The 16,570-nt window shown below is 70.9% G+C and carries 18 protein-coding genes; 10 read left to right on the top strand and 8 right to left on the bottom strand.

Annotated elements, in window-relative coordinates:
• Window positions 1–65: 65 nt before the first annotated feature.
• Window positions 66–1,109 (top strand): family 2 encapsulin nanocompartment cargo protein polyprenyl transferase, encoded by a 1,044-nt coding sequence (locus tag ACFC0G_RS10445; RefSeq protein ID WP_376400272.1) that lies wholly within the window; start codon window positions 66–68, stop codon window positions 1,107–1,109.
• Between the two features lie 61 nt (window positions 1,110–1,170).
• Here the strand turns inward: ACFC0G_RS10445 and ACFC0G_RS10440 are convergent, their stop codons facing one another.
• Complete coding sequence (locus ACFC0G_RS10440) at window positions 1,171–1,746, bottom strand: TetR/AcrR family transcriptional regulator (protein ID WP_376400269.1); 576 nt, start codon at window positions 1,744–1,746, stop codon at window positions 1,171–1,173.
• Between the two features lie 104 nt (window positions 1,747–1,850).
• Between ACFC0G_RS10440 and ACFC0G_RS10435 the strand changes: the two genes are divergently transcribed.
• Together ACFC0G_RS10435 and ACFC0G_RS10430 are read left to right on the top strand one after the other, a co-directional pair.
• On the top strand, window positions 1,851–2,432 hold the full coding sequence (locus ACFC0G_RS10435; protein ID WP_376400266.1) for a dihydrofolate reductase family protein: 582 nt from the start codon (window positions 1,851–1,853) through the stop codon (window positions 2,430–2,432).
• Between the two features lie 360 nt (window positions 2,433–2,792).
• A complete protein-coding gene (locus ACFC0G_RS10430; protein ID WP_376400263.1) occupies window positions 2,793–3,212 on the top strand; it encodes a DUF6304 family protein in 420 nt (139 codons plus the stop codon).
• A gap of 197 nt (window positions 3,213–3,409) precedes the next feature.
• On the opposite strand, the gene snpA is transcribed toward ACFC0G_RS10430, so the two are convergent.
• Complete coding sequence (gene snpA / locus ACFC0G_RS10425; RefSeq protein WP_376400260.1) at window positions 3,410–4,063, bottom strand: snapalysin; 654 nt, start codon at window positions 4,061–4,063, stop codon at window positions 3,410–3,412.
• A gap of 186 nt (window positions 4,064–4,249) precedes the next feature.
• On the opposite strand from snpA, the gene ACFC0G_RS10420 reads away from it, so the two are divergent.
• Complete coding sequence (locus ACFC0G_RS10420) at window positions 4,250–5,218, top strand: LysR family transcriptional regulator (protein WP_376400257.1); 969 nt, start codon at window positions 4,250–4,252, stop codon at window positions 5,216–5,218.
• Window positions 5,215–5,748 (top strand): GNAT family N-acetyltransferase, encoded by a 534-nt coding sequence (locus ACFC0G_RS10415; RefSeq protein WP_376400254.1) that lies wholly within the window; start codon window positions 5,215–5,217, stop codon window positions 5,746–5,748. Before ACFC0G_RS10420 ends, ACFC0G_RS10415 begins: the two co-directional genes overlap by 4 nt.
• A 35-nt stretch (window positions 5,749–5,783) precedes the next feature.
• On the opposite strand, the gene ACFC0G_RS10410 is transcribed toward ACFC0G_RS10415, so the two are convergent.
• Together ACFC0G_RS10410 and sodN are read right to left on the bottom strand one after the other, a co-directional pair.
• Entirely contained in the window at window positions 5,784–6,917 is a 1,134-nt protein-coding gene (locus ACFC0G_RS10410) for a hypothetical protein (protein WP_376400251.1), read from the bottom strand.
• Between the two features lie 146 nt (window positions 6,918–7,063).
• Window positions 7,064–7,459 (bottom strand): superoxide dismutase, Ni, encoded by a 396-nt coding sequence (sodN, locus tag ACFC0G_RS10405; RefSeq protein WP_150266174.1) that lies wholly within the window; start codon window positions 7,457–7,459, stop codon window positions 7,064–7,066.
• 174 nt (window positions 7,460–7,633) lie between these two features.
• Here sodN and sodX point away from each other — a divergent pair, with 174 nt between their 5' ends.
• Window positions 7,634–8,068 (top strand): nickel-type superoxide dismutase maturation protease, encoded by a 435-nt coding sequence (sodX, locus tag ACFC0G_RS10400; RefSeq protein WP_376400246.1) that lies wholly within the window; start codon window positions 7,634–7,636, stop codon window positions 8,066–8,068.
• Here sodX and ACFC0G_RS10395 read toward each other — a convergent pair.
• On the bottom strand, window positions 7,972–8,601 hold the full coding sequence (locus ACFC0G_RS10395) for a CGNR zinc finger domain-containing protein (RefSeq protein ID WP_376400243.1): 630 nt from the start codon (window positions 8,599–8,601) through the stop codon (window positions 7,972–7,974). The genes sodX and ACFC0G_RS10395 overlap by 97 nt on opposite strands.
• 95 nt (window positions 8,602–8,696) lie before the next feature.
• On the opposite strand from ACFC0G_RS10395, the gene ACFC0G_RS10390 reads away from it, so the two are divergent.
• Window positions 8,697–9,446, top strand: a complete 750-nt coding sequence (locus ACFC0G_RS10390; RefSeq protein ID WP_376400240.1) for a class I SAM-dependent methyltransferase — start codon at window positions 8,697–8,699, stop codon at window positions 9,444–9,446.
• Between the two features lie 86 nt (window positions 9,447–9,532).
• Here ACFC0G_RS10390 and ACFC0G_RS10385 read toward each other — a convergent pair whose 3' ends face one another.
• From ACFC0G_RS10385 to ACFC0G_RS10375, 3 genes are read right to left on the bottom strand one after another with little or no spacing between them, the layout of a single operon-like run.
• Window positions 9,533–10,294 (bottom strand): amino acid ABC transporter ATP-binding protein, encoded by a 762-nt coding sequence (locus tag ACFC0G_RS10385; RefSeq protein WP_376400236.1) that lies wholly within the window; start codon window positions 10,292–10,294, stop codon window positions 9,533–9,535.
• Entirely contained in the window at window positions 10,291–11,229 is a 939-nt protein-coding gene (locus ACFC0G_RS10380) for an amino acid ABC transporter permease (RefSeq protein WP_376400233.1), read from the bottom strand. The genes ACFC0G_RS10385 and ACFC0G_RS10380 overlap by 4 nt, the downstream gene beginning before the upstream one ends.
• Window positions 11,230–11,260: 31 nt before the next feature.
• Window positions 11,261–12,241 (bottom strand): ABC transporter substrate-binding protein, encoded by a 981-nt coding sequence (locus ACFC0G_RS10375; protein ID WP_376400230.1) that lies wholly within the window; start codon window positions 12,239–12,241, stop codon window positions 11,261–11,263.
• Window positions 12,242–12,778: 537 nt separating this feature from the next.
• On the opposite strand from ACFC0G_RS10375, the gene ACFC0G_RS10370 reads away from it, so the two are divergent.
• The 3 genes from ACFC0G_RS10370 to ACFC0G_RS10360 all read left to right on the top strand — a co-directional run bounded on the left by ACFC0G_RS10370 (window position 12,779) and on the right by ACFC0G_RS10360 (window position 16,561).
• Window positions 12,779–13,987, top strand: coding sequence for an NADP-dependent malic enzyme (locus ACFC0G_RS10370; RefSeq protein ID WP_376400227.1), 1,209 nt, complete (start codon window positions 12,779–12,781; stop codon window positions 13,985–13,987).
• 149 nt (window positions 13,988–14,136) lie between these two features.
• The gene (locus ACFC0G_RS10365) at window positions 14,137–15,102 is read left to right on the top strand and encodes a zinc-binding dehydrogenase (RefSeq protein ID WP_376400225.1); all 966 of its coding nucleotides are present in this window, start codon (window positions 14,137–14,139) and stop codon (window positions 15,100–15,102) included.
• Between the two features lie 121 nt (window positions 15,103–15,223).
• The gene (locus ACFC0G_RS10360; RefSeq protein ID WP_376400518.1) at window positions 15,224–16,561 is read left to right on the top strand and encodes a cellulase family glycosylhydrolase; all 1,338 of its coding nucleotides are present in this window, start codon (window positions 15,224–15,226) and stop codon (window positions 16,559–16,561) included.
• Window positions 16,562–16,570 lie beyond the last annotated feature (9 nt).

Raw genomic sequence — 16,570 nt, 5'->3', positions numbered from 1 at the left:
ACCCGCCCGCCCCCGGGCGCTCCCAGCGCTCGCACCGCGAAGGACATGAAGGAGTGACCGTGGCCATGACCAGCGCGGATGCCGTCACCGACGGGCAGGGGGCCGTGATGCTCCTGGACCAGACGCGGACCGCCGTCCATCCCCAACTCCGCTCCACCGTCGAGTCCCTGCCGGGCTCCATACGGCGGGTGGCGATGTACCACTTCGGCTGGGAGCACGCCGACGGCACCCCGGCCGCCGGACAGGCCGGCAAGGCGATCAGGCCGGCGCTGGTCCTCGCGGCGGCCCGCGCCCTCGGAGCCGAGTCGGCCCAGGCCGTGAAGGCCGCGGCGGCGGTCGAGCTCGCGCACAACTTCACCCTGCTCCACGACGACATCGTGGACGAGGACCCGACCCGGCGGCACCGGCCCACCGCCTGGACCGTCTTCGGCATCCCCGACGCCCTCATCGCCGGCGACGCGATGAGCGCACTCGCCCTGCGGCTGCTCGCCGAGGACCCGCACCCCGCGTCGCCGGCCGCCGCCGCGCGCCTCGCCGCCTGCATCATCGAGCTCTGCGCGGGGCAGCAGGCGGACTGCGCCTTCGAGCAGCGCGCGCCGCTCGACGTCTCGCTCGACGAGTGCCTGGCCATGGCCACCGCCAAGACCGGTGCCCTGCTCGGCGCTTCCTGTGCCATCGGCGCGCTCTACGCGGGCGCGGGCGAGGAGGAGGTCGCGGCGATGGATGCCTTCGGGCGCGAGGCCGGACTCGCGTTCCAGCTGATCGACGACCTCATCGGGATCTGGGGCGACCCGGACCGTACGGGCAAGCCGGCTGGCGCGGACCTCGTCGCCCACAAGAAGTCGCTGCCCGTGGTGGCGGCGCTCGCCTCGGGGACCCCCGCGGGGAACGAACTGGCCGAGCTCTACGGCCGTCCGACCCTCGACGCGGCGGCGGTACGGGCGGCGGCGGACGCGGTCGAGCGGGCCGGCGGCCGGGACTGGGCACAGGCCCAGGCGGCCGAGCGGATGGGCCGTGCCGTCGAGTACCTGGCGCAGGCGGTCCCGGACCTGGCGGCGGCGGGGGACCTGCTCGCCCTCGCGGAGTTCGTCACCCGGCGTACGCGCTGAGGCCTGCCGGAAGTGCCGGGGGCCGCCGGGGCCGGGGCTGCCGGGGCCGGCGGGAGTGTGGTCACCCCTCCGGGACGATCCGGTCCACCACGGTCTCGACCAGCTCGTCCAGGTCCCGTTCGGCGTGGAGGCCGGGGACGGTGAAGTGGTCGAGCAGCAGGCCGGTGAGGGCGAAGTAGAGCACCCGGACCGTGTCCGCGTCCCCGGGCATCCTGGATTCGACGTGCAGCCGGATGTTCAGGTCGAGGTCGTCCCTGAGTACCTGGGTGAACCGTTTCTGGAGCTCGGGCCGGCGCGCGGCCTCCAGGCGCAGCTCGAAGAGGCCCAGGTAGCAGGTGCGCTCGGCGGCCATGCGCCGGGCGAGCCAGCGCATCAGCTCGACGACGAGGGCGCGGCTGGGCTCCGGCAGCATCGCGGTGTCGACGGCGCCGGGCTCGGGCGTCAGCCGGACGAAGATCCGGTCGGCGACCTCGGACAGCACCTGGTCCCGGTCGGCGAAGTAGTTGGACGAGGTGCCCGTGGGGACCCCGGCCCGGGCGTCGACGGCCCGGAAGGTCAGCCCGCGGGCGCCTTCGTCCGCCAGCACCTCGATCGCGGCGTCGAGCAGTGCCGTACGGCGTTCCGGGTTTCTCGCCATTTCCGACTCCTTTGACGATGGGGCTTGCGAAACCACTACAAGTGAAGCACTATAGCCGTCGTGGTTGCGATCGCAGCCCACCCCCGAAGACGAAGAGGACCGGTTTGCGCAAGCTCACCTATTACATCGCCTGCACCATCGACGGCTTCATCGGTGACCCCGAGGGCGATGCCACGTCCATGTTCAAGTTCGTGGACGCGCAGTACCTGCAGTTCATGGGCGCCGAGTACCCCGAGACGATCCCGACGCAGGGCCGGGAGGCGTTCGGGATCGACGGCGACAACAAGCACTTCGACACCGTCGTCCAGGGGCTGAAGTCGTACCAGCTCGCCCTGGACATCGGCGTCACCAGCCCTTACGGCCATCTGCGCGAGTTCGTCGCCACCCGGTCGCTGACCGAGTCGCCCGACGCCAACGTCGAGCTGATCGCCGACGACCTGGTCGGCCGCGTCCGCGAGCTCAAGGCCGAGGAGAGCCCCCTGGGCATCTGGCTCTGCGGCGGCTCCACCATCGCGGGCGAGCTCATCGAGGAGATCGACGAGCTGGTCGTCAAGACGTATCCGCAGGTCTACGGCTCCGGCATGCCGATGTTCGGCGCCGGCTTCGAGCCCCGCGACTTCACGCTCGGCGAGGTGCGCACCTTCGACAACGGCGTGCTCGTCCGTACGTACACCAGGCAGCGGTAGCGGCGGGGAGCGGGCCCGCGCGAGGCGTCCTACCCTGGAACCATGGGTGACGAGGTGCCTCGCACGACGCGGGACTCCTTGGCCGAGCCCACGTGCCCGGCCTGTGGTGGACCGCGCGACAAGTTGGCCACCCGGCACAAGGTCCTCGGGGCCTGGGTGCCGGAGTGGGAAGTGCAGCCGTGCCGCAATCCGGACTGCCCGCTGTACGGAGGCACGGAGGCGCGGGCCACACGGGGTCCTGACCCGGGTGCGGAAGCCACGAGCGCGCACGTGACCGGCAAGAACGGCGAGATCGGGAGAAGTCCGGCCACTGGGTGACCGGCCGCGCGCCGGAGCCGGTCATACCGCTACAGTCCGCGCATGTCATCGGAGTCGACAGAAGTCTGGACCGGCTGGTACCGGGACCGCAGCGGCGCGGAAGCGATCGTCATCACGGCCACCGGGCGGCACGTCGCCACCCGGATCAGGGGGGTCGAGTACACGGGCGCGACCTTCGCCGCGCTCAGCGCCGCCGAGAGCGGCGGGCAGGCCCTCTTCGGCTGCGTCCTGGAGTGGGACCTGCCGCTCCCCGTCGTCATGGACGGCGTGACCCAACAGGCCACGCTGAGCTGTCTGCTGACGCTCGGTGAGCGTTCGGACCTCAGCCTGACGCTCCACTACGGTGGCGCCGCCTTCGAATCGTGCGTCGCCGGGGGTGACTTCGAGGGGGCGCTGGACCGGGTCCGGCGCCAGCTTCCGCCCGGCGCCGACTTCGGCCGCCGGCTCCTCCAGGCGGCCTGACACCCAGGCGGCCCGCGACACCCCGGCGGCCTGACACCCAGGCGGCCCGCGAGACCCCGGCAGCCTGACACCCAGGCGGCCCGCGAGACCCGGGCGGCCTGACACTCAGGGTCCCGTACCCCACCCGAACGCCGGACGGCGGCGCCCCTCGCGGGCGCCGCCGTCCTCTTCGTACGCGTACGGACGCTTCCCGGGGATCAGGAGGTCTTGAACGCGGAGGTGAGCCCGTACCGCCACAGCTGGTCGACGCGGGAGCGCTCCTGGGCGTTCGGCTGGGCGTTCTGGCAGGACGTGCCGGGGCCGCCGCCCGACATCAGCTCGCTGCACGGCCCGCTGTAGTGGTCCGGCAGGCCGAGGACGTGCCCGGTCTCGTGGGCCGTCACGCGGGTCGAGTTGTACTGCTGGTTCTGCCGGTAGTCGAGGAAGATGTAGCCGCTGCCGTGGCCGTCGGTGCTCGCGTACGAGCCGCGGGAGTCGTTGCCCTCGTAGTAGGTGAAGTCCGGGTTGCTGCCCTCGACGAGCCGGACGTTCACCACCGAGCCGTTCCATATCTGGGCGGAGCGGGCGATCTGGGTGCGGAAGCTCGGCGCGTTGGCGGCGCTGTAGACGACGGTGACCGCGGCCGCGCCAGGGTTGGCGGCCCGCTTCTTAGCCACCGACTTCACGACGGCGTCGAAGAAGGCCTGGTTCGCCTTGGCCTCCTCGGCCGAACCGGCGTACGCCACGGCGGCGGCGCCGGCGGCGGGAACGGCGGCCGGAGCGGCCGCTGCCGGAGCCGTACCGAGCGAGGCGGCGAGGCCGAGGCCGAGGGCGGCCGTCAGTACGGAGTTGAGGACCTTGGGGTGACGCATGGGGGGCTCCTCCTGTAGGGGGTCGGAGCGAGTCTCGGGGAAGCCGGGGCGTGTGGGGATGATGTCAATTGCCGATAGCCCGCCCACATCACCCGGATGGATCCACCCAACTACCTTGAAAACCAAGGTATTTGACGCGCTCCGGCTGTCTGGTGCGACACAGGCCGCCGCCCTACCCTCGGGGGCATGGAGCTGGAGGTGAGACATCTGCGCGCGCTCTGCGCCATCGCGGACGCCGGCAGCCTGCACAAGGCGGCGCGGCAACTGGGCATGAGCCAGCCCTCGTTGACCACCCAACTGCGCCGGATCGAGAACTCCCTCGGCGCCGAACTCTTCTCCCGCGGCCGCACCGGCTGCCTGCCCACCCCGCTCGGCCGCTCCGTGCTCAGCCGGGCCCGCCCCCTCGTCGCGGACATGGCCGCGCTGGTCACCGAGACCCGGGCGGCGGTCGCCCGTACGGAGGGCCCCGGACTCCGCGTCGGCTCCACCGCCAGCCGGGCGCTCCCTGGCTGGCTGCGCCGGCTCCGCCAGCGGCTGCCCGGCACGGACGTCGGCCTCCGCGTGGACGTCTCCGCCCACGCGCTGCTGAGCACGGTCGCGGCGGGCCAGCTCGACGTGGCCTTCGTCCACGAGGTCGAGGGCTGCCCGTTACGGGTGCCCGAGGGGCTTCAGCGACGGGTCCTGGTCGCCCGCGAACCGCAGTTCATCTCCATGGCCCGCGACCACCCCGCCGCCGCGGCACCCGTCGTCGACCTCGCCGACCTCGCCCGTGACCACTGGATGGTCGACCCGACCGTGGACGGCGAATGGGACGGCCTCCGGCGGGTCCTCGGAGCGGCCGGCATCGACCCGCCGCTGTTGCACGGCGACTACCACACGGCCGCGTCGCTCATCGTCCTCGGCGAGGCCGTCGCCCCCTGCCAGCCGACCTCGGTACCCCGCGAGGACATGGCGATCCGCCCCCTGCGCGGCGACCCGCTGGCCGTCCGGCTGCTGCTGTACGCGCGCCCGGAGACGCCCCTGGACACGCTGTACGCGGAGCTGTCCGCCGCCTACCGCGAGGTGGCCCTGCGCGCCGCCCCGTACCGCGAGTGGCTGCGCCGCCAGGGAGCGGCCGCCGGGCTGTCGGTGGGGCCGTGCATGATGGCCGTATGAGCGATCGTGACGGCGGGGACGGAAGGGCCGCGGTCCGCCGCGCCCGCGCGGAGGACCTGGGACGGATCGTCGAACTCGTCGCCGAACACGCCGAGTACGAGAAAGCCGCACCTCCGACACCGGACCTGGCGCCCCGCTTGGCGATCCTCCTCTTCGGCGAGGGGGCCCGGGGCGACGAGCTGCCCGGACGTCCGGGGCCCGGCGGCGAGCTGCCCCGCCTCCGCTGCTTCGTCGCCGAGCTTCCGGACGGGAGCCTCGCGGGCTACGCCACCTGCGCGCCCGAGCTCTCCACCTGGGACGGCGTCGCGTACCTCCACATGGACTGCCTCTACCTCACCTCCACGGCCCGGGGCCACGGCCTCGGGCCGCTCCTGATCGACGCCGTCCGCGCGGAGGCGCGCGCCCTGGGCCTGACGGAGATCCAGTGGCAGACGCCGGCCTGGAACGAGGGCGCGATCCGCTTCTACGACCGCCTGGGCGCGACGTCCAAGGAGAAGCGCCGCTACACCCTGCCGGTGGATCCGGCCTAGAGGGGACGCGGCTCGGCGCGTCGGCTCACCCGGCATCAGTCCGGCGGCGGCCAGGCGCCGTCGAGCAGGCGTTTCGCCTCCTCGGCGATCGCTGCCGCCAGGTGCTCCCGGTCGCCGCGTCCGACCGCCGCCCAGTCGTTGTAGGCGCCGGTCTTGTCGACCAGTGGCCGGAGCGAGTGCGGCCGGGCCAGTGCGGCCCACCCTTCGTACGTGATCAGGTCACCGCCGGGGCCGGGGGCCAGGCTGTCGTTCACGATCAACCGGAGCCACCAGCGGACGAGTTCCCAGCGGGCGGTTTCCCAGGGAAGGTCGGTGGTGTCGGCGGGGAGGTCCTGGAGCAGGCCGAGTTCGGTCAGTACGCGGTCGAACAGGTCCGCGGCTTGGTCGTGTTCGGTGCGGGTGAGGCCGGCGAGGAGGGGGAGGGACTCCGACTCGACATCGAGGACCAGGGCCGCGAGGCCGGCTTCGACGAGCTGCTCCGGGTGGTGCCGTCGGCCGATCAGGCGCTCCAGGGCCAGCATCCGGAGGCAGTCGACGGCCTCCTGCGCGCTCAGGGCGTACGGCGTGAACGGCGTGGGTGCGGTGACGTCGATGCCCGGTCCGCCTTCGACGAAGTACGACCAGAAGTCGACGGTCGTACGGGCGAGGAGGTCGCTCGATCGGCCGGCGAATTCATGGTGGACGTAGTCGGTGAGGTCGTTCCCGTACAGGATGATGTCGGTCTGGTAGACGGACAGGACGGGGTGCCCGTGCTCGCCCGCCGTGCCGGGCAGGTAGCGGTGTCCGTAGACCGGGACCAGCTGCGGCACGCCCTCCAGCTCGGTCCGCGCGACGCGCAGCGCGTCGGACGTCTCGGAGGGCCGCGACGGCCAGGCGGGATGCCAGAACCGGCTGTGCTCCACGTCGAAGAGCACGCCCTCCACCGGCCGCGCCAGTCGCTCGGCCAGGTCTTCGGGGTCGCCGTTCCGCCAGTCGGGCCACCGCGACGAGCCGTGCGGGAGCCCGGCGCCGAGGAACACCCGGTGATCGGCCGAGAAGGTGAAGCCGAACCGCGCCTCGACCGCGTCGAGCTCACGCTCGCTCAGACCCGGGCCGATCTCGGCCCGGAGCATGCCCTGGAGGCGCCGGGCGGCTTCCGGGGTCAGGAGCGGGGGCGACTGCGCGTTCATGCTCCGCAGCCTAGTGACTGAACACGGCCGGAAAAGACCGCACCCGGACCGCCATGGACGCCGTGAAGGCGGCCTGCGGACCGGGTGCGGGCCGGGAAGGAAGCCGGGCGAGCGGGGAAACCGCGGCCCGACGGCATGACCGGAGGTCAGGCCTTCTTCGTCTCCCAGAAGATGCGGTCGATCTCGGCGATGAGCTCCAGCGCCTTCTCGCCCGTCTTCGGGTCGGTCGACGCCTTGGCGGCCGAGAGGGCCTTCAGGGTGTCGTTGACCAGCTGGTTGAGCTGCGGGTACTTCTCGAAGTGCGGGGCCTTGAAGTAGTCGCTCCAGAGCACCGAGACGTGGTGCTTCGCGAGCTCCGCGCGCTGCTCCTTGATGACCGTGGCGCGGGCACGGAAGTGCGCGTCCTCGTTCGCCAGGTACTTCTCCTGGACAGCCTTGACCGACTCGGCCTCGATGCGGGCCTGGGCCGGGTCGTACACGCCGCACGGGAGGTCGCAGTGGGCGCTGACCTTCACCTTGGGGGCAAACAGGCGGGAGAGCATTGAGCCGTCCTTCCTCGTGATCGTCTTCTCAGGTGGGACATTACTCGGTGAGAAGGGCGTTTTCGCGGGCGCCCCCTGGGGCTTAGGTCAAAAGTCCAGGGTCACCATGGGACTCGTGTACGAGTGGACGAGACGGGTCGGCGGGGTGCGCCGGCGCGTGGGTCGGGAGTGCGGATGAGGGAATCGGGGCCGGAGCGGGTGGATGCGGCCGGGGCGCCGTTCGGGATTGCCGAGGTCACGGGGGTGTCGATGGTGCCCACACTGCTCCACGGCGATCAGCTGCTCGTGCACTACGGCGGCCGGTTGAGGCCCGGCGGTGTGGCCGTGCTGCGGCATCCGCTCCAGCAGGATCTGCTCATCGTGAAGCGGCTGATCGAGCGACGTGACGGCGGCTGGTGGGTGCTGGGCGACAACCCGGACGCCGAGGGGGACAGCCGGGTCTTCGGGGCCGTACCGCCCGAGCTGATCCTCGGGCGGGTGCGGGCGCGGTACCGGCCCGTGACGCCGGGGCGTCAGCGGTCGGCCGGGGTGGTGCTCTCCTGGCTGTTCTCGTCGGTGAGGCCCGTGTGGTCGGGCCGCTCGGCCTCCAGGCGCTTGCGGGCGCGGTAGGCGGCCACGTTGGCCCGGGTCGCGCAGCGGTCCGAGCAGTAGCGGCGGGAGCGGTTGGTGGAGGTGTCGAGGTACGCGTTGCGGCAGGGCGGCGCCTGGCACAGGCCGAGCCGGTCCGCGCCGAACTCGGTCAGGTGGAAGGCGAGGCCCATCGCCGCGATCGCCGCGTAGCCCGAGGTCGCGTTCGAGGGGTGGTCGGCGAGGTGCATGTGCCAGCGCGGGCGGCCCTCCTCGTCGAGGGTGTCGTGGCCCGAGATCTGGGGGCTGACCGGGAACTCCAGGAGCAGGGAGTTCAGGAGGTCCACGGCGCCGGTGTGGTCGCCCTCGTCGGCCGCGGTGAAGACGGCCCGCAGGCGGGTGCGTACCGACCGGAAGCGGGTCACGTCGGAGTCGGTCGCCCGCCGGGCCATCTGGGTGGCCTGGCCGAAGAGCTCGCGGATCACCTCGACGGAGGTCAGGGCGTCCTTGTTGCGGGCCGGCTCCTCGGTGTTGACCAGACGCACGGCGTAATCCGAGTAATAGGCCAGTTCCACTTGTAGTCCTTACTCCGGCGGGCTAGGGTCTCGGTCGGTAGGGGTAACGGCTGTTTCCCCTACGAGGGTATTACGAAGAGTGGGGAGGAGCGGCGATGACCGGAACCGACTGGGCGGGCTGGCAGCAGAGCTGGGACCGTCAGCAGGAGTGGTACATGCCGGACCGTGAGGAGCGGTTCCGGGTGATGCTCGACATGGTCGAGGCCCTGGTGGGACCGAAGCCCCGGGTCCTCGACCTCGCGTGCGGTACGGGAAGTATCACGGATCGGCTCCTCCGGAGGTTCCCGGAGGCGACCAGTACCGGTGTCGATCTCGACCCCGCCCTGCTCGCCATCGCCGAGGGGTACTTCGCCGGCGACGAGCGCGTCACCTTCGTGACCGCCGACCTCAAGGATCCCGCGTGGGCCGCGCGGCTGCCCCACGACTCGTACGACGTCGTCCTCACCGCCACGGCCCTCCACTGGCTCCACAGCGAGCCCCTGGCCGTCCTCTACGGGCAGCTGGCCGGTCTCGTCCGCGACGGCGGCGTCTTCATGAACGCCGACCACATGATCGACACGGCCACCCCGCGCATCAACGCCGCCGAGCGCGCCCAGCGCCATGCCCGCATGGACCGCGAGAAGGCCGCCGGGGTCCTCGACTGGGCCGAGTGGTGGGCCCTCGCCGCCAAGGACCCCGTCCTCGCCGAGCCCACCGCCCGCCGCTTCGAGATCTACGGCGAGCACGCCGACGGCGACACGCCGCCCCTCGGCTGGCACGCCGACACCCTCCGTGCCGCCGGCTTCGGCGAGGCCCGGGCGGTGTGGGCCTCGCCCTCCGACGCCCTGGTGCTCGCGGTGAAGTAGCCCGAGAACCCGAAAATCCGAGAACCCGAAATGAGAGAAGGGGCGGTACAGGTGATCCCGTACCGCCCCTTCTTCCTGTGTGCGTCCTACAGGACCTTCGACAGGAATGCCTTCGTCCGGTCCTGCTGCGGGTTGGTCAGGACGTCCCTCGGGTGGCCCGACTCGACCACCACGCCGCCGTCCATGAACACCAGCGAGTCGCCCACCTCGCGGGCGAAGCCCATCTCGTGGGTGACGACGACCATGGTCATGCCCGACTCGGCCAGGTCGCGCATGACGTCGAGGACGTCACCGACCAGCTCGGGGTCGAGAGCCGAGGTGGGCTCGTCGAAGAGCATCAGCTTCGGCTCCATCGCCAGCGCGCGGGCGATGGCCACACGCTGCTGCTGGCCGCCGGAGAGCTGCGAGGGGTAGTTCCCGGCCTTGTCCGCGAGGCCCACCCGGTCGAGGAGCCGCTGGGCACGCTCACGCGCGACGGCCTTCGTCTCGCCCTTCACCTGCATCGGCGCCTCCATGACATTGGCCAGGGCCGTCATGTGCGGGAACAGGTTGAAGCGCTGGAAGACCATGCCGATGTCGCGGCGCTGGAGCGCGACCTCGCTGTCCTTCAGCTCGTAGAGCTTGTCGCCCTTCTGGCGGTACCCGACCAGCTGGCCGTCGACCGAGAGACGGCCGGCGTTGATCTTCTCCAGGTGGTTGATGCAGCGCAGGAAGGTGGACTTGCCGGAACCGGACGGGCCGATCAGGCAGAACACCTCGCCGTTCTGCACCTCAAGGTCTATTCCCCTGAGGATGTGCGCGGCGCCGTAGGACTTGTGGACGCCCTCGGCCTTCACCATTGCGGTCACTTGGCCACCGCCTCACGGTTGGAGAATCGGGAGAGGTTCGCCTTGATCTTCTGCCACGGCGTGGGCGGCAGGGACCGCAGGGAGCCGCGGGCGTAGTGCCGCTCCAGGTAGTACTGGCCCACGCTGAACACCGAGGTCAGGATCAGGTACCAGATCGAGGCGACGAAGAACATCTCCATGACCGCGAACGAGGTCGAGGCGATGTCCTGCGCGGCGCGCAGCAGATCCGGGTACTGCACGGCCACGACCAGCGAAGAGGTCTTCAGCATGTTGATGAACTCGTTGCCGGTCGGCGGGATGATCACCCGCATCGACTGCGGCAGGATCACCCGGCGCATCGTCTTCGCCTGGCTCATGCCCAGGGCGTGCGAGGCCTCGGTCTGACCCTCGTCGACCGACTGGATGCCCGCGCGGACGATCTCCGCCATGTACGCGCCCTCGTTCAGGCCGAGGCCCAGCAGGGCGGCCAGGAAGGGGGTCATGACGTCGGTCATCTCGTCCTTGTAGAACCCGATGTTGAACACCGGGAAGATCAGGGCGAGGCTGAACCAGATCAGCAGCTGCACGTAGACCGGCGTGCCGCGGAAGATCCAGATGTAGAGCCAGGCGACCGAACTGGTCACCGGGTTCTTCGACAGACGCATCACGGCGAACACCACGCCGAGCACCAGACCGAGGGCCATCGAGGCCACGCTGATGAGGATGGTGTGCCAGAGACCGCTCAGGATGGTGGAGTCGAACAGCTTCTCCGGCACGGTCGCCCAGCGCACGTTGCCCTGGGAGAAGGCGTACCCGATGAGCACCAGCAGGGCCACCACCACGACGCCGGCGACCCAGCGCCCGTAGTGGCGGACCGGAATGGCCTTGATGGCCTCCGGCGGGACTCCCGCCGGGGCGGGCGCCCCGGCAGGAACCTTGTCGATCTTGTCAGTCACAACGACTGCCCTTCAGTCTTGCGGGAGAGGGTCAGGAGCCGCCGTTGATCTTGGCCGCGGGGATGGCGCCGTCACCGGCGTTCCACTTGTCGAGGGCGGCCTTGTAGCTGCCGTCCTTGATGGCCGCGTCGAGGGCTTCCTTGAGCGCGTCCCGCAGCTGGGTGTTCTTCTTGTCGACGGCGATGCCGAAGAGGCCCGCGTCCGTCTTGTTGGCGATCGCCTCGAAGTCGTTGCCGCCACCGGCCGTCTGGGCGATGTAGGCGGCGACCGGCGAGTCGTTGAGGTCGGCCACGGCGCCGCCGGCCTTGACGCGGGTCTGCGCCTCGGCGTCGGTCGGGTACGACTCGAAGGTCAGCTTCGGCTTGCCGTCCTTCTCGCACTTGGCGGCCTGGTCCTTGGCGGCCTGCTCGTACGTCGTGCCGCGCTGCACCGCGAGCTTCTTGCCGCACAGGTCGTCGAGGGACTTGATGTTCTCCGGGTTGCCCTTCTTCACCAGGATGCCGGTGGAGGCGGAGAAGTAGTCGACGAAGTCGACGCCGGCGCCGGTCTTCTTGCCCTTGTCGTCCAGGCCCTCCTGGCGGGCCTTGGTGTCCGTCATCGAGGACATGACGACGTTGGTGCGGCCGGTCGTCATCGAGGTGAGCAGGGTGTCGAAGGTGCCGCTCTCGAACGCGAACGTCACGCCGAGCTGCTTCGACAGGGCGGCGGCGACGTCGGGGTCGATGCCGACGATCTCCGCACCCTTCTTGAACTCCATCGGGGCGTACGTGGCGTCCGTGCCGACCTTGATGACGCCGGCCTTCTGGATGTCGGCCGGGAGCTTCGAGAACAGCGGCGCGGTGTTGGCGGAGGCGGAGCCGCCGTCCTTCGTCGGGGTCGAGGAGCCGCCCGAGGTCTGGTCGCCGCAGGCGGTCAGCAGCATCGAGCCGGCGACCGCGATGGCGGCGACCGCGGCAAGACGGGACGTGCGGGTCTTGGCGGCGGTCGTACAGCGCGTGGAGCGTGCGGTCATGGTCGGGTTCCTCCGGCGTGTGAGGGGCTTGCCAGCAGGTCACGTACGCGTCTTCGAGTGTCGCGACCTCGTGTGATTACGGCATCTTGCCATTCGGACTGCCTCAAACCGACGGCCATGGATGTCAAAATCGGGTAACGGGTGACCCCCGAATCGCGACAGGCCGGTACATCAAGGCCGGACCTTCTTCGGGATCCCTTCCCCATCACCGGAAAATCTGCGGTTGATCTCGCCATTCGGACGAGCCGAAGGCGGCCATTCGGGTGCCGTGGGCATCTATGTGGACATCGGGTGACGTGTCGCGCTCCATCCGTGTCCGGATGCTCTCGGTATGAGTCGCGTCACCGAGTGGTTATGGACTCGTCTGCGGTGCCGTCCGTCCGGTAAGAAGGATCCTTACACCCCTCATCCGGGGCTCAGGGCGCGTTGTGCGGCGCGCCCGAGCGGCTGCCAGACAAGGCGGCCGCGGTGCCTCCCCACCCCTCCTCAACCAGGAGTGGCCACCCTCAAATGAAACAGACTTAAGGGGTCTTCCCAATGGCAGCGGAGATCGTCAATCCTCGCAATGACAGTGGTACGGACGGGGCTCCCGAGCCCTTCGATCCTGTCTTCGCCCTTCACCGGGGCGGCAAGATGGCCGTGCAGGCCACCGTTCCCCTCCGGGACAAGGACGACCTGTCCCTCGCGTACACGCCCGGCGTCGCCAAGGTGTGCACCGCGATCGCCGAGCAGCCCGAGCTGGTCAACGACTACACCTGGAAGTCCCAGGTCGTGGCCGTCGTGACCGACGGTACGGCGGTGCTCGGCCTCGGCGACATCGGCCCGGAGGCCTCCCTCCCGGTCATGGAGGGGAAGGCCATCCTCTTCAAGCAGTTCGGCGGCGTGGACGCGGTTCCGATCGCCCTCGCCACCAAGGACGCCGACGAGATCGTCGAGACCGTCGTCCGGCTCGCCCCGTCGTTCGGCGGAGTGAACCTGGAGGACATCTCGGCCCCGCGGTGCTTCGAGATCGAGCGCAAGCTCCAGGAGCGCCTCGACATCCCGGTCTTCCACGACGACCAGCACGGCACCGCGATCGTCACCCTCGCCGCCCTCCGCAACGCGGCGAAGCTGACCGACCGGACCCTCGGCGACCTGCGCGCGGTCATCTCCGGCGCCGGTGCGGCCGGTGTCGCCATCGCCAAGTTCCTGCTGGAGGCCGGCCTCGGCGACGTCGCCGTCGCCGACCGCAAGGGCATCGTCAGCCGCGACCGCGAGGACCTCACCGAGGTCAAGCGCGAGCTGGCCGAGATCACCAACAAGGCGGGCCTGACCGGCTCCCTGGAGACCGCCCTCGCCGGCGCCGACGTCTTCATCGGCGTCTCCGGCGGTACGGTCCCCGAGGAGGCCGTCGCCTCCATGGCCCCGAACGCCTTCGTGTTCGCCATGGCCAACCCGAACCCCGAGGTCCACCCCGACATCGCGCACAAGTACGCGGCCGTCGTGGCGACCGGGCGTTCGGACTACCCGAACCAGATCAACAACGTCCTCGCGTTCCCCGGCATCTTCGCCGGTGCGCTCCAGGTCCGGGCCTCCCGGATCACCGAGGGCATGAAGATCGCCGCGGCGAACGCGCTCGCGGACGTGGTCGGCGACAAGCTCGCCGCCGACTACGTGATCCCGTCGCCGTTCGACGAGCGGGTCGCCCCGGCCGTCACGGCCGCGGTGGCCGCCGCCGCCCGTGCGGAGGGCGTCGCGCGCCGCTGAGCTCGTACCTGAGCCCCCGACAGGGCCCCGTTCCGGCACGCCGGGACGGGGCCCTGCGGCGTGTGCGGGCCGTCGGTTCGGCGGCGGAGGCATGTGTCACACGGGGGCGTGGTTCCGCCGCCTGGCCGTCCGACCCTAGGGTCGGGGCCATGTTCGCTGCCTACGCTGCCCGAATCGACCGCGACCAGCCCCTGAACGGACTCGTCCTGGGCGACCGTCCCGAGCCCGAGGTCCGGCCCGGCTGGACCACCGTCACCGTCAAGGCCGCCTCGCTCAACCACCACGACCTGTGGTCCCTGCGCGGGGTCGGACTGCCCGAGGAGAAGCTGCCGATGATCCTCGGCTGCGACGCCGCCGGCATCGACGAGGACGGCAACGAGGTCGTCCTGCACTCCGTGATCGGCCAGACCGGCCACGGTGTCGGGCCGGACGAGCCCCGTTCCATCCTCACCGAGCGGTACCAGGGCACGTTCGCCGAGCGGGTGACCGTCCCCCGCTGGAACGTGCTGCCCAAGCCGAAGGAGCTCTCCTTCGAGGAGGCCGCCTGTCTGCCCACCGCCTGGCTCACCGCGTACCGCATGCTCTTCACCAACGCCGGTGTACGGCCCGGGGACTCGGTGCTCGTGCAGGGCGCCGGCGGCGGCGTGGCCACCGCCGCGATCGCCCTCGGCAAGGCGGCGGGCCTGCGGGTCTTCGCCACCAGCCGCGACGAGGCCAAGCGCAAGCGCGCCGTCGAGCTCGGTGCCGTCGAGGCGTACGAGCCGGGGGCGCGGCTGCCGCAGCGGGTGGACGCGGTCATCGAGACCGTCGGCGCCGCGACCTGGTCGCACTCGGTCAAGTCGCTGCGGCCGGGCGGCACTCTGGTCATCTCGGGCGCCACGAGCGGGGACCGGCCCGCGCATGCCGAGCTGACCCGGATCTTCTTCCTGGAGCTGAAGGTCGTCGGCTCGACGATGGGCTCCAAGGACGAGCTGGAGGACCTGCTGTCGTTCTGCGCGGCGACGGGCGTCCGTCCGGTCGTCGACGAGGTACTGCCGCTGGACCGGGCGCGGGAGGGCTTCGAGAAGATGGCCTCCGGCGAACTCTTCGGAAAGATCGTCCTCACGACCTCTTGATGACTCGTCAGTAATGCTGATGGGATCTCCGGCACGCGAAAGATGAACATCTCTCACATCCTCGTGCCGGAGGTCTTCCTTGTTGCGAACCACCCTTGTGGCGACCGCCGTCGTCGCCGCGCTGATCACCCCCACGGCCGCCCGTGCCGAGACCGGGCGCGGGGGCGGCGACGCCATCCCCGCCCTGACCGACGAGCACGGCCGCACCCTCACCCTCCGCGGCTGGAACCTCGCGGACAAGGCGAACAGCGGCGACGCCGCCCTCTCCGCGATCACCGAGAAGCACTTCCGCGACATGCGCGCCAAGGGCTTCAACTTCGCCCGTCTCCTCGTCTTCTGGGACGACCTGGAGCCCCGCCCCGGCCAGTACAGCCAGGCCTATCTGCGCAAGGTCGAACGGATCCTGGACTGGGCCGAGAAGCACGACGTCAAGGTGCTCATCGACGCCCATCAGGACGTCTTCGGCCCCGCCTTCGGCCACCGGGGCATCCCCGAGTGGGCGACCAGGACCGACGGCCTGCCCTTCACCCCGCACCCCGACGACTGGTTCTCCGAGTACTTCGAGCCGGCCGTCCAGCGGGCCTTCACCCACCTGTACGAGGACGAGGACCTCAAGCTCTCCCAGGCCCGCATGTGGCGGCTGCTCGCCGACCGCTTCGAGGACCACCCGGCCGTCCTCGGCTACGACCCGATCAACGAGCCGATGGGCGAGCTGCGGGAGGGCGAGGACCTGGCGACGGCGGCCCGCCGCATCGAACGCGATCAGCTGACCCCGATGTACAACCGGGTGGCGGACGCGATTCGTTCGGTCGACCCGGACGCCTGGATCTTCGTCGAACCGACCCCCATCGTGGGCGAGGGCGTGCCCACCGGCCTCGGGCGGATCGACGACCCGAAGATCGTCTACGCCCCGCACTTCTACAACGCTGGCATGGAGGCGGGCACCGACTACGACCCCGCCGCCCGCTGGATCGAGAACTACGAGCAGGCCGTCACGCTGTACCCCAAGGAGTACAAGGTGCCCGTGGTGGTGGGGGAGTGGGGCCCGCTCAACAACTCCCTGCCGAACATGAACCGCTTCTACCGCGAGGCGATGCCCTCCCTCGGCCGCTACAGCTCGGGCTGGGCGGGCTGGGAGTGGTGCTACGGCGGCGGGTACTGCGCGGTGGACGGCACCGGGGCCTTCCGTACGAACAAGGAGCTCACCGCCGAGCCGTACGCGGAGGCGGTCGCGGGCACGGTCCGCTCGGCGGCCTACGACGCGGCGGCGGGGGTCTACCGCCTGTCGTACGACGCCGCGGGGCGGCGCGGCCCCCGGGTCACCGAGCTCTCCCTGCCGCCCGGCGACTGGCGGGTGACGGCCCGGGGCGGGGCGCTCGTGCTCCGCAAGGACCGGGGGAGGGCCTGGATCCTCGCGGTCCCGGGCGCCCGGGTGACGGTCACCGTCACCCGGGGCTGACCCGGCCCG

This window comes from Streptomyces sp. NPDC056169 (assembly GCF_042268445.1).
In the GTDB taxonomy this organism is placed as follows: Bacteria; Actinomycetota; Actinomycetes; order Streptomycetales; family Streptomycetaceae; genus Streptomyces.
Note: the sequence above shows the minus strand (reverse complement) of the source record. Positions and strands in the feature narration are given on the sequence as shown.

Bases quoted from the DNA above. Each gene is read 5' to 3' on its own strand.
- ACFC0G_RS10445 (WP_376400272.1), top strand. From the start codon at position 66: ATGACCAGCGCGGATGCCGTCACCGACGGGCAGGGGGCCGTGATGCTC.
- ACFC0G_RS10440 (WP_376400269.1), bottom strand. From the start codon at position 1,746: ATGGCGAGAAACCCGGAACGCCGTACGGCACTGCTCGACGCCGCGATC.
- ACFC0G_RS10430 (WP_376400263.1), top strand. From the start codon at position 2,793: ATGTCATCGGAGTCGACAGAAGTCTGGACCGGCTGGTACCGGGACCGC.
- snpA (WP_376400260.1), bottom strand. From the start codon at position 4,063: ATGCGTCACCCCAAGGTCCTCAACTCCGTACTGACGGCCGCCCTCGGC.
- ACFC0G_RS10420 (WP_376400257.1), top strand. From the start codon at position 4,250: ATGGAGCTGGAGGTGAGACATCTGCGCGCGCTCTGCGCCATCGCGGAC.
- ACFC0G_RS10415 (WP_376400254.1), top strand. From the start codon at position 5,215: ATGAGCGATCGTGACGGCGGGGACGGAAGGGCCGCGGTCCGCCGCGCC.
- ACFC0G_RS10410 (WP_376400251.1), bottom strand. From the start codon at position 6,917: ATGAACGCGCAGTCGCCCCCGCTCCTGACCCCGGAAGCCGCCCGGCGC.
- sodN (WP_150266174.1), bottom strand. From the start codon at position 7,459: ATGCTCTCCCGCCTGTTTGCCCCCAAGGTGAAGGTCAGCGCCCACTGC.
- sodX (WP_376400246.1), top strand. From the start codon at position 7,634: ATGAGGGAATCGGGGCCGGAGCGGGTGGATGCGGCCGGGGCGCCGTTC.
- ACFC0G_RS10390 (WP_376400240.1), top strand. From the start codon at position 8,697: ATGACCGGAACCGACTGGGCGGGCTGGCAGCAGAGCTGGGACCGTCAG.
- ACFC0G_RS10375 (WP_376400230.1), bottom strand. From the start codon at position 12,241: ATGACCGCACGCTCCACGCGCTGTACGACCGCCGCCAAGACCCGCACG.
- ACFC0G_RS10370 (WP_376400227.1), top strand. From the start codon at position 12,779: ATGGCAGCGGAGATCGTCAATCCTCGCAATGACAGTGGTACGGACGGG.
- ACFC0G_RS10365 (WP_376400225.1), top strand. From the start codon at position 14,137: ATGTTCGCTGCCTACGCTGCCCGAATCGACCGCGACCAGCCCCTGAAC.